The sequence below is a fragment of the Trinickia sp. Z7 genome, from assembly GCF_056498045.1.
The window spans coordinates 251,645-267,417 of sequence record NZ_JAUEQW010000005.1; the positions used below are offsets into that span (position 1 = coordinate 251,645).

Consider the following 15,773-nt stretch of genomic DNA (forward strand, 5'->3'; position numbering starts at 1 on the left):
CTTTCGGAGGACAGGTAATGCTGAAGATTTGGGGACGCGCCAACTCGGTCAACGTGCAAAAGGTGCTGTGGTGCTGCGACGAGCTCGGCCTCCCGTTCGAGCGGATCGATGCCGGCTTGCAATTCGGCCGCGTCAACGATCCGGACTATCGCGAACTCAACCCGAACGGGCAAGTGCCCACGCTCGTCGACGGCGCCTTCGTCTTATGGGAGTCCAACGCCATCCTGCGCTATCTCGCGATGCAATATGGCGCTTCGAGCGCCCTGTATCCCAGCGAACCGAAGCTGCGGGCCAGCATCGACCGCTGGTTGGATTGGTCGCTCTCCACGCTTGCGCCCGCGGAGCGGCCCGTGTTCATGACGCTCGTGCGCACGCCCGCACAAGACCGGGACATGATCGCACTCGCGTCGAACCTCAAGACGCTCGTCGTGCGTTGGAAGATTCTCGACGCGCACCTTCAGGGACGCTTTCACGTCGAAGGCGACCGCTTCACGCTCGCCGACATCGTCCTTGGCGCATTCGCGAAACGCTGGTTCGGCGTGGAAGGGATCGATCGTCCGCCGATGCCGAGCCTCGAGCGCTGGTATCAGCGTTTGACGCAGCGCGCGCCGTTCAAGAAATACATCGATCTGCCGCTGACCTGAGCCGGTACGTTGCATGGGCCACGGCCGTGCGGCGCGCTGGCCTCGTTGCGATCAGCCGGGCCGCGCAGCCGACGGGAGCGCGGCGGCATTCACGGCAAGCGGCCGCGCTCGCCTGCCGGCCATAGCAACGAATCGAGCAGCGGCAACTGCACGGGCTTCGTGAGATGCAGATCGAAACCCTGCGCGAGCGAACGCGCGACATCGCTTTCTTGCCCAAAGCCCGTCATCGCGGCGAAACGAGCGCCGCGCATCGCTTTCGTGCTCTTCAACTGACGCAAAACGGTGTAACCGTCCGCCCCCGGCATGGCTAAGTCGACGAGGGCGGCGTCGATCGCATCCGCGCATTCGGCGAGCTGCACTGCTTGTGCGCCGCTGTAGGCTACCTGCACGCGGTGCCCCATCATGCGCAGCAACATGGCCATGCTATCGGCGGAATCGCGATTGTCGTCCACGACGAGCACGGCCAGCGCACCACGCGGGCCACCGCTGACGGCATCCTCGCCCATGCCTTCATCGTTGGCGGCGTCGTGAACGGCGAAGAGCGGCAGCTTCACCGTGAAGGTGGCGCCGCGCTCCAACCCGTCGCTGGTCGCGTCGATCGAACCGCCGTGCATTTCGACCAGCCAGCGGCACAACGTCAGACCGATGCCCAACCCGCTTTCCCGGCGCTCGAAGCGATTGTCGACTTGCACGAACAAATCGAAAATCGAATCGATTGCGCTCGCCTCGATGCCGCAACCCTCGTCGGTCACGCGCAAGCGCGCGAACGCGCCTCCGATCTTATCGAGGCTGACAGTGATGCGGCCGCCTTGCTCGGAAAACTTCGATGCATTGTTCAGCAGGCTTTGCACGACTTGGACGAGCCGCGTCGCATCGCCATTGACCACGATGCCACCCGCCGCGGCGTGCACATCGACCGATTGCTGGCGCAACGACACGTGCGGCCGCGTCATTTCGACGGCGCGCACGACGATTTCCGACAGATCGACGGGCGCGAGGCGCAGCGACACCTTGCCCGTGGTCACGCGCCCCGCGTCGAGCAGATCGTCGACGAGCCGTGTCAGATGCGAGATTTGCCGGTCGATCATATCGCGGCACTGTCGCAGTGTCGGACTCACGAGCGGCTCCAGCATCATGACGCTGAGCGCATTGCCGACGGGCGCGAGGGGGTTGCGCAGTTCATGGGCGAGCGTGGCCAAGAACTCGTTCATGTGCTGGCTCGCGGCTTCCAACTCGCGCAGGCGTTTGCGCTCGGTCATGTCGCGTGTGACTTTGGCATAGCCGCGGACTTGACGGCCGTCGCCGCCCGCGGCATAGACGGCCGTGAGCACGACGTTGGCCCAAAACATCGTCCCGTCCTTGCGCACGCGCCAACCTTCGTCTTCCGCTCGGCCGGTGCGCGCCGCAACCGCGAGTTCCGCCTCGGGCTTGCCATTGGCGATGTCGTCCGGCGGATAGAAGATCGAGACGTGTTGCCCGATGATCTCCTGTGCCGTGTAGCCCTTGATCTTTTCGGCGCCGTTGTTCCAGCTGACGATCACGCCGTCGGCGTCGAGCATGTAGATCGCATAGTCCTGAACGGACTCGAGCAGGATCCTCAAACGTTCCTCTGGAGGAACCACCTGTTCTGGCGGTGGCGAAAACGACTGGCTATCGCTGGCGAAGCTATCCGGACGCATGACGGCGGCTTTCGTTTGGAAGAAACGCGACAGGTATATTGCCGCTGGGGACCAATGAAAGCACGACCCATGCCTGGTCTGATCCTCCGTGCCTCGTCCCGCAATGCGGTGCTGCCGTGGCCGCAGCGCGACGCTGCCGCATGGCCGATCGGGCGTGCTTCGCCACGCGATGCTTGCGCCGCATCGAGCGGGTCGAGCGCCGGCTCGAATAGTTGCTAAAGCAAGTTTGACAGGGCTTTTTTGCAAAAACTTCCGCACGCGCGATAGCGCGGCCCGGGGCGACGCGTCGTGCGCGACGCTACCCTAGCGCGCGAGCATCGACGGCATCGGCGAGGAGCGCGACGAGGCGCTCCGGGTCCGCGGGCTTTCGAATGAAATGATGAAACCCTTCGCCTATGCTGCGCAGCCGGTATGCTTCGCCGGCATGCCCGGTGATGGCGACCGCAACGGCGGGCGAGCGGCCACTACGGATCTCGTCCTCGCGCAACCGTTGAACGAGGTAAAAACCGTCCATGGCGGGCAAATCGATGTCGCAGACGACGACATCGGGCGCCAAGCTCAACGCAGCTTCGATGCCTTCTTCGGCATCCGCTGCGGCCACGACTCGCGCGCCCTCGGATTCGAGCACCATTGCGAGCGACTGTCTGCTGGAGGGGTCGTCCTCGACGAGGACGACCGTCACCTGCTCGAGTCTCATGAGTCCGTTCATACGATTTGTTCTAACTGTCCATACCTGCACTTGAGCCTCGGACCGTTGCACCCACGCGGAAGTTGCATGTGGCACCAGATTACGGCCGATAAGCTGCACCTCGACCATCGAGGGCCGAGGACGGACGAACGATAGCACGTCGATAAGTTAGATCGATGACCGTGCGCTAGGCCCGAAACACGACGTATTACCATCCAAAGGCGCAAACGCGCTTCGTCGAACGATGTCGCAGACGGGCGCTTACGTTGCTCGAGAAACCAAACTGCCGAACCGGAACGTCCCCTAATTCGCTGTACCCGTTTTATCCGCGCGGAGCGCGGAGGAATCGGTCGACGGATCGAACTCGTATGGCTGCAGGAACACGAGGCGTCGTTCAAGCCCGCTGCAAACGGTGCCGACAGCCGCCTTCATCGCCTCGGCGTCCAGCGCCGTACTGCCGCTGGATTCGGCCAGCGTTACTTGATTGACGACGCTCGGCGGCGATACCGTAATGCGTACGATGACCGTACCCGATTGGCGCGGCCGCTGATCATCGCCGGTTGATTCTGCCAGCGGAACGAGGCAAAGGACCTGCTTGCCCGCAACGACCTTCGTGACCGTCCGAGTTCGCGAGTGAGGCGCAGAAGCCGCGGCGGGCATTGACGCGGCAGTAAGCTCGCTAGGCTCGGTGGCTGCTTGGGGGCGCGTTCGTGCGACAGTCGGCGACAACGCCTGCGACGCGCAGACCGGCTCTCGAATACCATGCCGCAATTGAATGGGACACTGGTCGGACGCCAGCGACGAAGGCGTTTCTTTGTTGGACGAATCGCTCGGATCGACAAACGTAGTGCGCTCGAGCAGCGCTTTGGCATCGGCCTCGTTGACGGGTTCGATCTTCGAGCACTTCATACTGGGCGAGATCGAGAAGTAGCGCGTCGCACCACCCTGTGCGACAAACGCCTTGCTGTCTTCCTTCCAGGTGGGCGACCATCCGCCGAAGCACTTCACGGTAATCGTGTGAGGTCCGCTAGGGATCGCGAAGTGCGTGTTATCGCCCGAGCGAATGCTGAAAACGTCCTTACCGTCCAGCGCGACATAATTGCTGTTGGCCATGCCGATCACATTGCTAGGGCGAATTAGGACCAATGTCGCCGAGTCGGAGCTATCCGCAACGACCGGCAGATCGCCGATGCGGCCGGCGCTGGCGCACCCTGCCAGGATAAGCGCGGCAATGCTAGTGGTTATCTTTTTCATGCTGACTCAATTCGATGCGAGAGACGATCGTGTCGCGGAGCTTACCGGCCTACGCGCGCATTGTTTATCGGCCGAACGATATGATTCTTTAGCTCGACGCATCAGAAAATTTCAATAGTCGACGGCACGGATTCCTTACAGGATCAAAACAATGATGCGCACTGGCGAGTGCCGCATCATGCGTTCTCGACGCGGCACATACGCGCTCTTCTATCGCTATTGCAAAAATCGAGATTCGAAATCCCAGCGCTTGCAGCCTGCGACGAATCGCCTCGACGGTAGCGCACACATCCGGTGCACCCGCCCGCCCCATGGGCCGCGCTACGAACCCTCGCAGCGCCGATAGGCCAATTCAATTGGCATACGCGCGAGGTCGCCTTCTATAGTGGTACGCGTTTTCGCCCGCCCTTCCTGGAGAATCAAATGGCTCAGCCGAACGTCGACGATTTGGTGGAATCGATTGCGAAGGACACGGGCGCACCGACCGAGACCGTTTCGCAGATGGTCAGCCAGACGTGGGAAGCGTTCAGCAATGGCGCGCACATCACCGACTATCTCGCTGTGCTCGTCACCAAACGTGTGCGCGAAGACCTGCGCAGTCAACGACGGTCTGGTCACCACTGATTCCTCCGACGTATCCTCCAAGGGATGCGTCCTTAGCCGGCGCATCGCTTGGCGCGGCTATTGACTGCCCGCGACGAACGCGCTCGAGTGTGTGCGAAGTGCGCCAGCGATTGCTCCGTCCGCGAATGACGCCTTGTCGCATCGTCTCGCGTTTTGTCGCAAATCTCGCCCGCATTGCCAATTCCAAATACGGCAAAAGCTCGAGTAGCGTGGCAATCGCCCCCTCATCGATCGTTTAAACCGATCGCCCCCGATCGATAAACTATCTACGTAAATTCGTAGCAGCCTATCGCGCGTGCGGCTAGTGTCACCGATTCCGCTTGCGCAAACGTTTTACATCGATTTATTTTCACTTCTTCTTTGGCAAAATCGCCAAGCCGCCGCAGGGAGAAACGCGCACCGGCCGACATAACAAAAGGGGACCAAGAACGAACCATCAACCCCATGGAGGAGTCATGTTCGAATCGTCCCTCGCGCGCTGCCCAAGCGCTTGGCGCGCGCGCACGACCCGGCTTGCAGGCATCGTCCTGCTGGCAGGGCTCACGGCGGCGTCCGTATGCCGCGCCGATACCGTCGCCTCCCTCCCCCCGCCGCCTTCGGAACTGTATGGCGACCTGTTCGTCGCGGTTCAAACCCAGCAGATCTTCCCCGACCAAAAGACGTTCGTCGATGCGGTGCCGAACGGCGATCCGGCCTCGATCGTCCAGATGTACGACCTACAGAAGGGTCAGCCGAACTTCGATCTGAAGCGGTTCGTGCTCGCCAACTTCACGTTACCGAGCGAGCCCGTCATCACCCCGCCCAGCGGCCAAACGCTGCGCGAGCACATCGACTGGCTCTGGCCGAAGCTCACGCGCACGACCACTGCCGCCGACGTGCCGGCCAACAGCTCGCTGATCCCGCTGCCCAAGCCCTATGTCGTGCCCGGCGGACGTTTTCGCGAAGGCTACTATTGGGACACCTATTTCACGATGCTGGGGCTGCAGGAATCGGGACACGAGGATCTCGTCGACGACATGCTCGACGACTTCGCCTACGAGATCGATCGCTTCGGCCACATACCGAACGGCAACCGCACGTACTATCTGAGCCGGTCGCAGCCGCCATTCTTTGCCCTCATGGTGCAACTCGCGGCCAAGGTGGAAGGCGAGCGCGTCTATCAGAAGTATTTGCCCGCGTTGAAGAAGGAATACGCCTACTGGATGATGGGCGCCGCTACGACAGCGCGCGGACAAGCGACGCGCAACGTCGTGGTGATGAACGACGGCACCCTCCTGAACCGGTACTGGGACGCACGCGACACGCCGCGCGACGAATCGTATCTGGAAGACGTGACGACCGCGAAACAGGCAGTCGGCCGCAACCCTAACGAGGTTTATCGCGATTTGCGCGCCGCTGCGGAATCGGGCTGGGATTTCAGCTCGCGTTGGTTCGGCGACAACAAGACGCTCACGTCCATCCGCACCACCTCGATCGTTCCGGTCGATCTGAACAGCCTGTTGTTCGCGCTCGAAGCAACGATCGCGAAAGGGTGTGCGCTGTCGCTCGATTTCCGGTGCGCGGGCGACTACGTGCAGAAAGCCGAACACCGGGCGCAAGGCATCAACCGATATCTATGGAATCCGAAAGGCTATTACGCCGACTACGATTGGCGACTCGGCAAGCTGCGGGACAATGTATCGGCGGCCGCCGTCTACCCGTTGTTCGTTCGCGCCGCATGGCCGGAGCGTGCCGTCCACACGATCCACGCCGTTTCCGATCAGCTCCTGAAAACGCGTGGGCTAGCGACGACGACGTTTCAAACGGGACAGCAGTGGGACGCGCCTAACGGATGGGCGCCGTTGCATTGGCTGACGGTTAAAGGGGTGCAGCATTACTTGCCGGGCGCCCCGCTCGCCAAGGAAGTCGGAACGCGTTTCCTGGCAGACGTGAAACAGGTGTATGCGTCCGATCAGAAACTCGTCGAAAAGTATGTGGTCGAGGGGCCTAATGCCGGCGGCGGCGGTGGCGGCGAATACCCACTGCAGGATGGCTTCGGCTGGACCAACGGCGTCACGCTGAAACTCCTCGATATGTACGCGCCGGGCGAGTAAAGCCGCGCCTTCGGCTTGCGCGGGAGCGCCGTGCGCCTCCCGCGCCGTGCAGCGGCCGAAAAATCTGATTAGTCGAGATGGCAATCGTATATCGGTAATAATAGGCGGATCGCTCGATATATCGGCCTAGCCGCGAGCCGCAAATAGCCCGCCCTCTCGATATCGGATTTTGAATGGAAGACCTGCTTCCGCATTACGAACGCGAACTCGCCATGCTGCGCCGATCCTTGCATGATTTCGCGGCGAAATACCCCAAAATCGCTGCGCGTCTGGCAATTTCGGGCGAGCATTCCGACGATCCTCATGTCGAGCGCATGCTTCAATCGTTCGCGCTACTGGCTGCGCGCATCGACACGCGCCTTCACGACGACTATCCCGAATTCACCGAAGGCATGCTGCAAACGCTGTATCCGCAGTATCTTCGCCCTTACCCTTCCTGCTCGATCGTCGAGTTCGACGCCGAGAAGATTTTCGAAGCGCTCACGGGACCGGTCAAGATCGCGCGCGGGGCCGATCTCGTCAGCAAAGCGCAGCCTTGCCGCTTTCGCACGGCCTACGACGTCACGCTCGCGCCGGTGCGCATCGCGTCGGCGCGCTACTTGCCGAGCGCCTCGGCGCCGGCCAATGCATCCTTGCCCCCCGAAACGACCGGGCTCGCCGCGATCACGTTCACCTCGGCATCGACGGCCGCCGGGCTCAAATCCATCGCGCCCCCGACGATCCGCATGCACATGCATGGTCAACGAGAAATCGCGACGGCGCTCATCGATACGTTGTTGCTGCGCGCCGCGAAGGCGTTCGTCGAGCCGGACGGCACGGGACGTTGGATACCGCTCGAGCGCGTTCCCATCGCAGCGGCCGGCTTCGCCGAGCACGAGGCGCTCATCGAAGAGGAGCGCGGCGAATCGGCGCCGTTCCGTCTACTCGCGGAATATTTCGCGTTCCCGGACAAATTCGATTTTCTCGATCTCGACGCGGCGTCGATGCTCGCCGCCGCGGGCCCTTGCAGAACGTTGACGCTGCATGTAGCGATCGAGGGCGTGCACGAAGACTCATGGGCCGCGCAGCGCATCGCTCAGTTCAGCGAAAGGCACTTGAAGCTGTTCTGCACGCCCATCGTCAACCTGTTTCCGACGAAGGCCGAGCCGATCAAGATCGATCCGCTCAAGCACACGTACGTCGTCACCCCCAAAGTGCAGAAGGCCGCGAGCGCTTCGGACTTCGACGTCTATCGCGTCGATGCCGTCTACCCGGAGAAGCAATCGGCCGCGAGTCCCTCGGCGTTCCAGCCGTTCTTGGGGCTCATGCATGGCAGTGCGGCGGCGTTGAGCGGGCCTTATTGGGTCGCTCGCACCGACGACGCACCGGAGCAGCCCGGTATGGCGCACACGCAGTTGGCGTTCGTCGGCTTGGACGGCCAACCGGCGGCGGTCCCGGTCACCCAGGTGGCCGCCGACGTGACCTGCACGAACCGAAACATGCCCGCCTCGCTGCCGTACGGTTCGGCAACGGGCGATCTCGTCGTCGAAGGCGGCTCGGTGGCGGCGCGCCTCGTGCTGCTGCGGCGCCCGACCGAAAGCGTGCGCGCTCAACAAAACAACGGCTCGCTCTGGCGCTTGCTTGCCCAGTTCACGCCGCACGCTATGGCGCTGAGCACGGAAGGACTCGAGGAAATCAAACGCCTCTTGCGACAATTCGCGGCGCTCTCTCCCGCGCCGGCTCGGCACATCGAAGGCATCGCCTTCGTGGGCGCGCGCTCGACCATGCAATGGATCGTCATGGATCCCTGCCCTTCGCTCGTGCGGGGAATCGAGGTGACGCTCGCCGTCGACGAGCAGGCATTCTCGGGCAATAGCATCAGCGCTTTCATCGACGTCATGGACCGCTTCTTTGCCCCCTTCGCACCGGAAAACAGTTTCGTTCAATTGGTGGTCGTTTCGAAAACGAGCGGCGCCCCACTGCGCCGGTGCGAGCCGCGACAAGGCGCGCTAGCGTTGCTTTGAGGCGATCGCGCCTCGGTCTTCTCGCGCCCCTGGTGTTGCGCGCCAGGAGGCGCGCATACCTCTTCCCTTTGGCCAGTCCGGCCGTGCTTTCAGCTGAAATTCGACTCCAACGGACCACACGCTAAAACGCGACAGCTAGCCTGGGCGACGGCGGCCCGTGGTCAAGCATGCTCCCGTCCCTGGCTCCGATCCGCGCGCCAAGCACCGAGCTGACTCCCCCATGGTGTCGCCCGTTTTCGTTACTACAACAACGGGCTTGTGAACTATGTTTTTTGTAACTACAATAACTAGGAAAGTTACCTTCGACGCGGCGAAGAACGAAGCGAACCGGCACAAGCATGGCGTATCGCTGGAATTGGCTAAAGCCATCGACTGGTCGGAGCTCTGGTGTGCGCCGGACAACCGGCGCGACTACGGCGAGCTGCGCGAAATCGGCTACACGCAAATCGAAGGGCATCTGTACTGCGTGGTGTTCACACAGCGCGGTCGCACATTCCGAGTAATCAGCCTGCGCAAGGCAAATTCGAGAGAGGTCAAACGCTATGTCGAACAAACCTAAGCTTCACGTTCCGACTCCAGCGGAAGATGCCGCCATCGCACGCGGCATCGATAGCGATCGGGATACCTACATCCCCACCGACGCGCAATTCCAGCAAATGAAGCGGCGCGGCGGAAGGCCCAAGCTCGAGCATCCCAAAATTGCGCTCACCGTCCGGTATGACGCCGACATCATCGAGCGCTTCAGAGCAACTGGTGAAGGGTGGCAAACACGCATGAACAACGCGCTCAGGGAATGGCTCAATTCACACCGGCTTGCATGACGCCCTGCATGCTCTTCCCCGGTCAGGTCCGCACGCGCGCCGCCGGCCACGGTTCGAGCCGGCCGCGCCATCGGATGTAATCGGTATTCCCAACCATCGCCTGGCCGGCCGTCCGAGACGGCGCTAGCACGCCATGCGCGCCTGGACAGCCGACATCCATCAAGCAATCGGCACGAAAATGCGCGGTGTATTGCCGCAGCGGGGGGCCTCGTCAGCGAAGCACGCGCGCTGCGGCGCGTCAATTTTTTGCTTGCGCTTCAGCGCCTTAACGCATGTCGATACGGTAAATTGCCGCATGCGCGCCCCTGCCTGCGTCGCGCCCGCAGCGCACCATTTTTTCTCCCTCTGATCTACTCTTGCGACCGGCTGCTCATGCAGTGCGCGTCGACACGAGCCGGCGCGCGTCGCTCGTCATCGGTATAACGCTATGGAATCGTCTTCGTTCAGCGCCCTCGACCTCGCGCGCATTCAATTCGCCTTCACCGTTTCCTTTCATATCGTCTTTCCGGCCCTGAGCATCGGGCTATCGAGCTTCATCGCCGTGCTCGAATGGCGCTGGCTCAAAACGGGCAAGCCCTATTACAAGGACTTGTGCCTGTTTTGGTCGAAGATCTTCGCGATCGCGTTCGGCATGGGCGTGGTATCGGGCGTCGTGATGGCCTATGAATTCGGCACCAACTGGGCGAGCTTTTCGAAGTTCGCGGGGCCGATCACTGGCGCGCTATTGACCTATGAAGTCATGACCGCGTTTTTTCTCGAAGCCGGCTTTCTGGGCATCATGTTGTTCGGTTGGAACCGCGTGGGGCCTCGGGCCCACTTCGCCGCAACGCTGACCGTGGCGGTCGGCACGCTGATGTCGGCCTTTTGGATCCTCGCATCGAACAGCTGGATGCAAACGCCGCGCGGCTTCGCGATTTCCGACGGCCACGTCGTTCCGGTCGATTGGTTCCAAATCGTCTTCAATCCCTCGTTCCCCTACCGCCTCGTTCACATGACGCTGGCCGCCTTCCTCGTCGCCGCATTGCTGGTGGCTGGCGCCGGCGCCTGGCACTTGCTCAAGGGCCGGCGCGATCGCGCCATCAAGAAGACTTTCTCGATGGCGCTGTGGATGGTGCTCGCGATCGCGCCGCTGCAAGCCTTCGTCGGCGATCAACATGGCTTGAACACCCTGCGCTATCAACCCGCGAAGATCGCGGCGATCGAAGGCCTATGGGACACCGAGCAGAACGGGACCGCGCTCAATCTTTTCGGCCTGCCCGACATGCAAGCCGAAACCACACGGTACGCGTTGTCCGTGCCGCATCTGGGCAGCCTGCTGCTCACCCATACTTGGGACGGCGAGATCCGCGGGCTCAAGTCGTTCCCGCCCGAAGAAAGGCCGAATTCGACCGTCGTCTTTTGGAGTTTTCGCATCATGGTGGGGCTCGGCGTTCTCATGATCGCGCTCGCCGTCATCGCCTGGTTCCTCGATCGGCGCGGGCGGCTCTATGAGACCGCATGGTTTCATCGTTTCGCACTCCTAATGAGTCCCACGGGCTTCGTTACGTTATTGGCCGGGTGGGTCACGACCGAAGTCGGGCGACAGCCTTGGGTCGTGTACGGCGTCATGCGGACCTCGCAAGCAATGTCGCCGCTCAGCGCGCAGCAGGTGGGCCTCTCGCTGATGGCGTTCGTCGTCGTGTACTTCCTCGTATTCGGCACGGGCATTTACTACATGCTCAAGCTCATGCATGCAGGCCCGCACGTCTCGGCGCCGGACAGCGACGACACCGCACAAGCGCAACATCGGCCGCCCGCGCTCACCGCCACGGCCTGATTCCGCGGCGTCGAGCTCGCGTCTGCAACACCGCAATTTTCGGCACTGTTTTCGTCATTTGAGGATCACCATGGATGTCACCGTCGTCTGGGCCGCGATCATCGCGCTCGGCCTGCTCATTTATGTCGTGCTGGACGGCTTCGATCTCGGCATCGGGATCGTGTTTCCGCTCTTCCCCGACGAACGCGAACGCGATCTCATGATGAATACCGTCGCGCCCGTATGGGACGGCAATGAAACGTGGCTCGTCCTGGGCGGCGCGGCGCTGTTCGGCGCATTCCCCATCGTCTATGCAACGGTGCTCTCCGCCCTCTACCTCCCCCTCGTCGCGATGCTCACTTGCCTCATCCTGCGCGGCGTATCGTTCGAAATTCGCGGCAAGGCCACCCGCACGAAACACCTATGGGATCTAGCGTTCATCGGCGGCTCGACCGGTGCGGCATTCTTTCAAGGGATCTCGCTCGGCGCATTCATTCAAGGCATCCCGCTCGCAAACGGGGAATTCTCCGGCGAAGCATTCGGCTGGCTCACGCCGTTTACGCTGCTGACAGGGCTTGGGGTCGTCGCGACCTATGCGCTGCTCGGCTGCTGCTGGCTCGTCGCGAAAACCGAAGGCGATCTGCAACGGCGCCTGCATCGGCTCGTATGGCCTGTCACGCTCGTACTGATCGCCTTCATCGCTGCCGTGAGTATTTGGACGCCGCTGCAGGAACCCGATGTGGCGGCGCGGTGGTTCAGCGCCCAATGGTTTCACCGCATGCTGCCCGCCCCGTTCCTCGTCGCGGCCTGCGCATACTTGATGCGGCGCGCGGCGCGCGAGCGCCATCACACGCGCCCCTTCGTGCTGGCGATGGCATTTGTCGTTCTGGGCTATGCGGGCCTGCTTGCGACCCTATGGCCCTATGCGATTCCATCGTCCGTCACGCTCTGGCAAGCGGCCGCGCCGCAGCGCAGTCTCACGTTCACATTGACGGGCGCCGTCGTGATTTTGCCGATCATCGTGGCTTACACGATGCTCGGTTATTGGGTGTTTCGCGGCAAGGTGCGGCATGGCGAGCATCGGTACCATTAAACGGAGCGTCGCGGTGCGGCGCTGGGTCTGGTTCGCCGCGCTCTGGTGCGGGGGCGTGGGCGCGGCCGTCCTGCTCGGCGAAGCCTTCAAGCTCTTGATGAACGCGACGCTGTTTGCCGTCTCCAAGTGACGGCTCACGTTCCGGCCGGGGCAGCGCGCGGATCGGCCGCATGCCGCGGCCAAAGCGCGGCGCCGTAGCGAATTCCAGATCGGCCAGCGCTGCGCTGCGCGAAGCGCCGCGATTGATGATGCAAGGCGATGCGCGCCCAGCGCGCTCGTCGTGTCGATGGTCACTCGCGCTCGCGGCGTTGTCTTTCCAATCGCTGCGCCCGCCCGCTATCCGTAGGTCGAGCATGAAGTCGACCCGACCGGAAGCGTACATTTTTCCTACATCCGCTCTCCATCGCCCAACCTGCGGGTCGCGCGACCCAAAGTCCAGATCGAACTCGGTCAATTTTTCCTGTTACAGAAGCATGAAAAAATTGCCGAAAACCCTAAGTGTGCTTTTTTCCTACATTTTATTGGGAAGGGATTGCTTTCGGTAAATATGGTTCTTAGAATTGGCCCCATGGTGTTACAAGATGTAACGAGCTGTATCAGATTCGCAGCCGGACGCGCAAACGATGTCGTGCTCGTCAAGGCAAAAAATATACGGTAAATAATGCCGATCTGGATCAACGGGGCTTCGGAAACGTGAGAAATGGACCTGAACAGCGATACGCTGGAATCAATCCGCGAAATTAACCTGTCATACGTGATGCTCGCGCAACGCATGTTGCGCGAGGACAAGGCCGTCGGCATGTTTCGCCTGGGCTTGTCCTCGGAACTGGCCGACTTGCTTGGCGGGCTTTCGCTCGCGCAGTGCGTCAAGCTGGCCTCCTCCGATCAACTACTGTGCTTCTTTCGCTTCAACGATCATGCGATGTTCTCGGCATTGACGCAAACCGCCAAGAACACCGAGGTCGCCGCCACTCATACCGCGATCCTGCTTGCCAGCCAACCGGCCGAACAGTTCGCTTAACTTGGGGGTGCGCCATGGTTCAGAAGAAGAGCCTGACGGAAGATGCTCAGGAGGTGTTTCGCGCCATCGCACTCATCGAGTTGGGCGCACGCCTGCAGGTGCTCGAAAGCGAACTCTCGCTGTCGCGCGACCGCATGATCCGTCTGTACCGTGAAATCAAGGGTGTGTCGCCGCCCAAGGGCATGCTGCCATTCTCGGCCGACTGGTACATGACTTGGCTCGCGAACCTTCATGCGTCGCTCTTCTACAACACCTACGTGTTCCTCAAGAACGAAGCCGGATGCTCGCATCTGGACGCGCTGACGAAGGGATACCGCCTTTACGTCGAGCATTGCAAACACAGCGACGCCGAGCCCGTGCTCGACCTGACGCGTGCATGGACGTTGGTCCGCTTCTTCGACGCAGACATTTTGCAATTGACGCCATGCTGCCGTTGCGGCGGTAAGTTCGTCGCGCATCAGCACGATTTGCAGCACAACGTCGTTTGCGGCGCCTGCCAGCCGCCATCGCGCGCCGGAAAGACCAAGCGCGCGAGCACGGCGAAGCCAGCCGTCCCTGCTCCATTGGCCGACGAAACCGTGCGAGCCGCATAGGCGCCAGAGAACGCCCCTTGCGCGTGCACTGCTTCATCGGGGGGCCTGACCGACGCGTTGGGCGGCAGTCTCCGGAGCTGCGATGTATGAGCGCCGGCAGCGCGAGATCGCATCGCACGGGCGAATAAACGCGGCGTCACCCGCACGAAGCTGACTTAGGACATTCCCTGAGTCGGCTTTCTTTTTTCTGCATCGCAACATTCCTTCTTTCCCTCCATTGGCGGCGGCTCGACACGCTCGGACACCGCTGTCTTTAATGCACCGCAGCCAAGACCCGCCCTTGACTCGCTCACCGTCGCCTGCTGTACTAAATCCAGGCAGTTGATTTAGTCGAGCAGCTAAACGCGATGCGCCATACGCTGCCAATTCGTTGTCAACCACTTGGAGGAGGAGCGTTCGATGAAGACCCGTCCCTATCTTGCCGTTGCGCGTCGTGCGATGCTCGGCGCCGCTGTTGCCTCGGTCGCATGTACCGGCGCAGCTTTCGCCGATCAACCTGTCATCGGCCTCATCACGAAGACCGATACCAACCCGTTCTTCGTGAAGATGAAAGAAGGCGCGCAAACCGCCGCCCAGAAGGACGGCGCGAAGCTGTTGACCGCGGCCGGCCGATACGACGGCGACAACGGGGCGCAAGTCACGGCGCTCGAGAACATGACGACGGCCGGCGCGAAGGCGATCTTGATTACACCGAGCGATACGAAAGCGATCGTGCCGTCGATCAAGAAGGCCCGGGCGGCAGGCGTCATGGTCATAGCACTCGACACGCCGACCGACCCGCAAGACGCGACGGATGGACTGTTCGCCACCGACAACTTCAAGGCGGGCGTGTTGATTGGCGAGTATGCGAAAAAGGCCCTCGGCGGCAAGCCCGCGAAGATCGCCACGCTCGACCTCGCGCCCGGCATTTCGGTGGGCATCTTGCGGCATAACGGCTTCCTGCAAGGCTTCGGCGTCAAGCAAGGCGATCCGAGCATCGTCTGCAGCCAAGACACGCGCGGAGATCAATCGAAGGGACAAGCAGCCATGGAAAACTGCTTGCAAAAGGCGCCCGACATCAACGTCGTCTACACGATCAACGAACCCGCGGCAGCAGGCGCTTACCGCGCGCTCAAGACGGCGGGCAAGGAGAAAGACGTCCTGATCGTCTCGATCGACGGCGGCTGCGAAGGCGTGCGCAACGTCAAAGCGGGCGAAATTGCCGCGACCGCTCAGCAATACCCGCTGAAGATGGCGTCGATGGGCGTCGACGCCGGCGTCAACTACGCAAAGTCCGGCAAGAAAGTCAGCGGCTACACGGATACCGGCGTCACGCTGATCACCGATAAGGCAATGCCTGGTGTCGACAGCAAAGACACGAAGTTCGGTTTGGAAAACTGTTGGGGTAAGTAACGGCGCTCGGCGCGGCGCCCCTCCCCTCGCCGCGCCCGCTCAGTTCTCGATTTCGATCGTAGGAGACGACGCA

Annotated in this window: 14 protein-coding genes; 11 read left to right on the forward strand and 3 right to left on the reverse strand. The window is 61.8% G+C overall.

Going from position 1 to position 15,773, the window contains the following annotated elements:
* The first annotated feature begins 17 nt into the window (after positions 1-17).
* Positions 18-644 (forward strand): glutathione S-transferase family protein, encoded by a 627-nt coding sequence (locus QQS38_RS11975; protein WP_479645589.1) that lies wholly within the window; start codon positions 18-20, stop codon positions 642-644.
* 89 nt (positions 645-733) lie between these two features.
* On the opposite strand, the gene QQS38_RS11980 is transcribed toward QQS38_RS11975, so the two are convergent.
* The 3 genes from QQS38_RS11980 to QQS38_RS11990 form a co-directional block, all read right to left on the reverse strand.
* Positions 734-2,323: a PAS domain-containing hybrid sensor histidine kinase/response regulator gene (locus tag QQS38_RS11980; RefSeq protein WP_479645590.1), complete on the reverse strand. Its 1,590-nt coding sequence runs from the start codon at positions 2,321-2,323 to the stop codon at positions 734-736.
* Positions 2,324-2,621: 298 nt separating this feature from the next.
* A complete protein-coding gene (locus QQS38_RS11985; RefSeq protein ID WP_479645591.1) occupies positions 2,622-3,032 on the reverse strand; it encodes a response regulator in 411 nt (136 codons plus the stop codon).
* Between the two features lie 282 nt (positions 3,033-3,314).
* Positions 3,315-4,265 (reverse strand): TonB family protein, encoded by a 951-nt coding sequence (locus tag QQS38_RS11990; RefSeq protein WP_479645592.1) that lies wholly within the window; start codon positions 4,263-4,265, stop codon positions 3,315-3,317.
* Between the two features lie 423 nt (positions 4,266-4,688).
* On the opposite strand from QQS38_RS11990, the gene QQS38_RS11995 reads away from it, so the two are divergent.
* From QQS38_RS11995 to QQS38_RS12040, 10 genes are all read left to right on the forward strand, one after another.
* Positions 4,689-4,889, forward strand: a complete 201-nt coding sequence (locus QQS38_RS11995) for a DUF3562 domain-containing protein (protein WP_479645593.1) — start codon at positions 4,689-4,691, stop codon at positions 4,887-4,889.
* 455 nt (positions 4,890-5,344) lie between these two features.
* On the forward strand, positions 5,345-6,982 hold the full coding sequence (gene treA, locus QQS38_RS12000) for an alpha,alpha-trehalase TreA (protein WP_479645594.1): 1,638 nt from the start codon (positions 5,345-5,347) through the stop codon (positions 6,980-6,982).
* 173 nt (positions 6,983-7,155) lie between these two features.
* Positions 7,156-8,985 (forward strand): type VI secretion system baseplate subunit TssF, encoded by a 1,830-nt coding sequence (gene tssF / locus QQS38_RS12005; protein WP_479645595.1) that lies wholly within the window; start codon positions 7,156-7,158, stop codon positions 8,983-8,985.
* Positions 8,986-9,250: 265 nt separating this feature from the next.
* A complete protein-coding gene (locus tag QQS38_RS12010; protein ID WP_479645596.1) occupies positions 9,251-9,544 on the forward strand; it encodes a BrnT family toxin in 294 nt (97 codons plus the stop codon).
* On the forward strand, positions 9,528-9,806 hold the full coding sequence (locus QQS38_RS12015) for a BrnA antitoxin family protein (protein WP_479645597.1): 279 nt from the start codon (positions 9,528-9,530) through the stop codon (positions 9,804-9,806). The genes QQS38_RS12010 and QQS38_RS12015 overlap by 17 nt, the downstream gene beginning before the upstream one ends.
* Positions 9,807-10,233: 427 nt before the next feature.
* Positions 10,234-11,622 carry a cytochrome ubiquinol oxidase subunit I gene (locus QQS38_RS12020; RefSeq protein ID WP_479645598.1) on the forward strand — a complete coding sequence of 463 codons (1,389 nt, stop codon included), beginning with the start codon at positions 10,234-10,236 and terminating at the stop codon, positions 11,620-11,622.
* A 70-nt stretch (positions 11,623-11,692) separates the two neighbouring features.
* The gene (gene cydB, locus QQS38_RS12025) at positions 11,693-12,694 is read left to right on the forward strand and encodes a cytochrome d ubiquinol oxidase subunit II (RefSeq protein ID WP_479645599.1); all 1,002 of its coding nucleotides are present in this window, start codon (positions 11,693-11,695) and stop codon (positions 12,692-12,694) included.
* Between the two features lie 700 nt (positions 12,695-13,394).
* The gene (gene flhD, locus QQS38_RS12030; protein WP_479645600.1) at positions 13,395-13,715 is read left to right on the forward strand and encodes a flagellar transcriptional regulator FlhD; all 321 of its coding nucleotides are present in this window, start codon (positions 13,395-13,397) and stop codon (positions 13,713-13,715) included.
* A 14-nt stretch (positions 13,716-13,729) separates the two neighbouring features.
* On the forward strand, positions 13,730-14,308 hold the full coding sequence (gene flhC / locus QQS38_RS12035) for a flagellar transcriptional regulator FlhC (protein WP_479645601.1): 579 nt from the start codon (positions 13,730-13,732) through the stop codon (positions 14,306-14,308).
* A gap of 399 nt (positions 14,309-14,707) precedes the next feature.
* Positions 14,708-15,700, forward strand: a complete 993-nt coding sequence (locus QQS38_RS12040; protein WP_479645602.1) for a substrate-binding domain-containing protein — start codon at positions 14,708-14,710, stop codon at positions 15,698-15,700.
* The last annotated feature ends 73 nt before the right edge of the window (positions 15,701-15,773 follow it).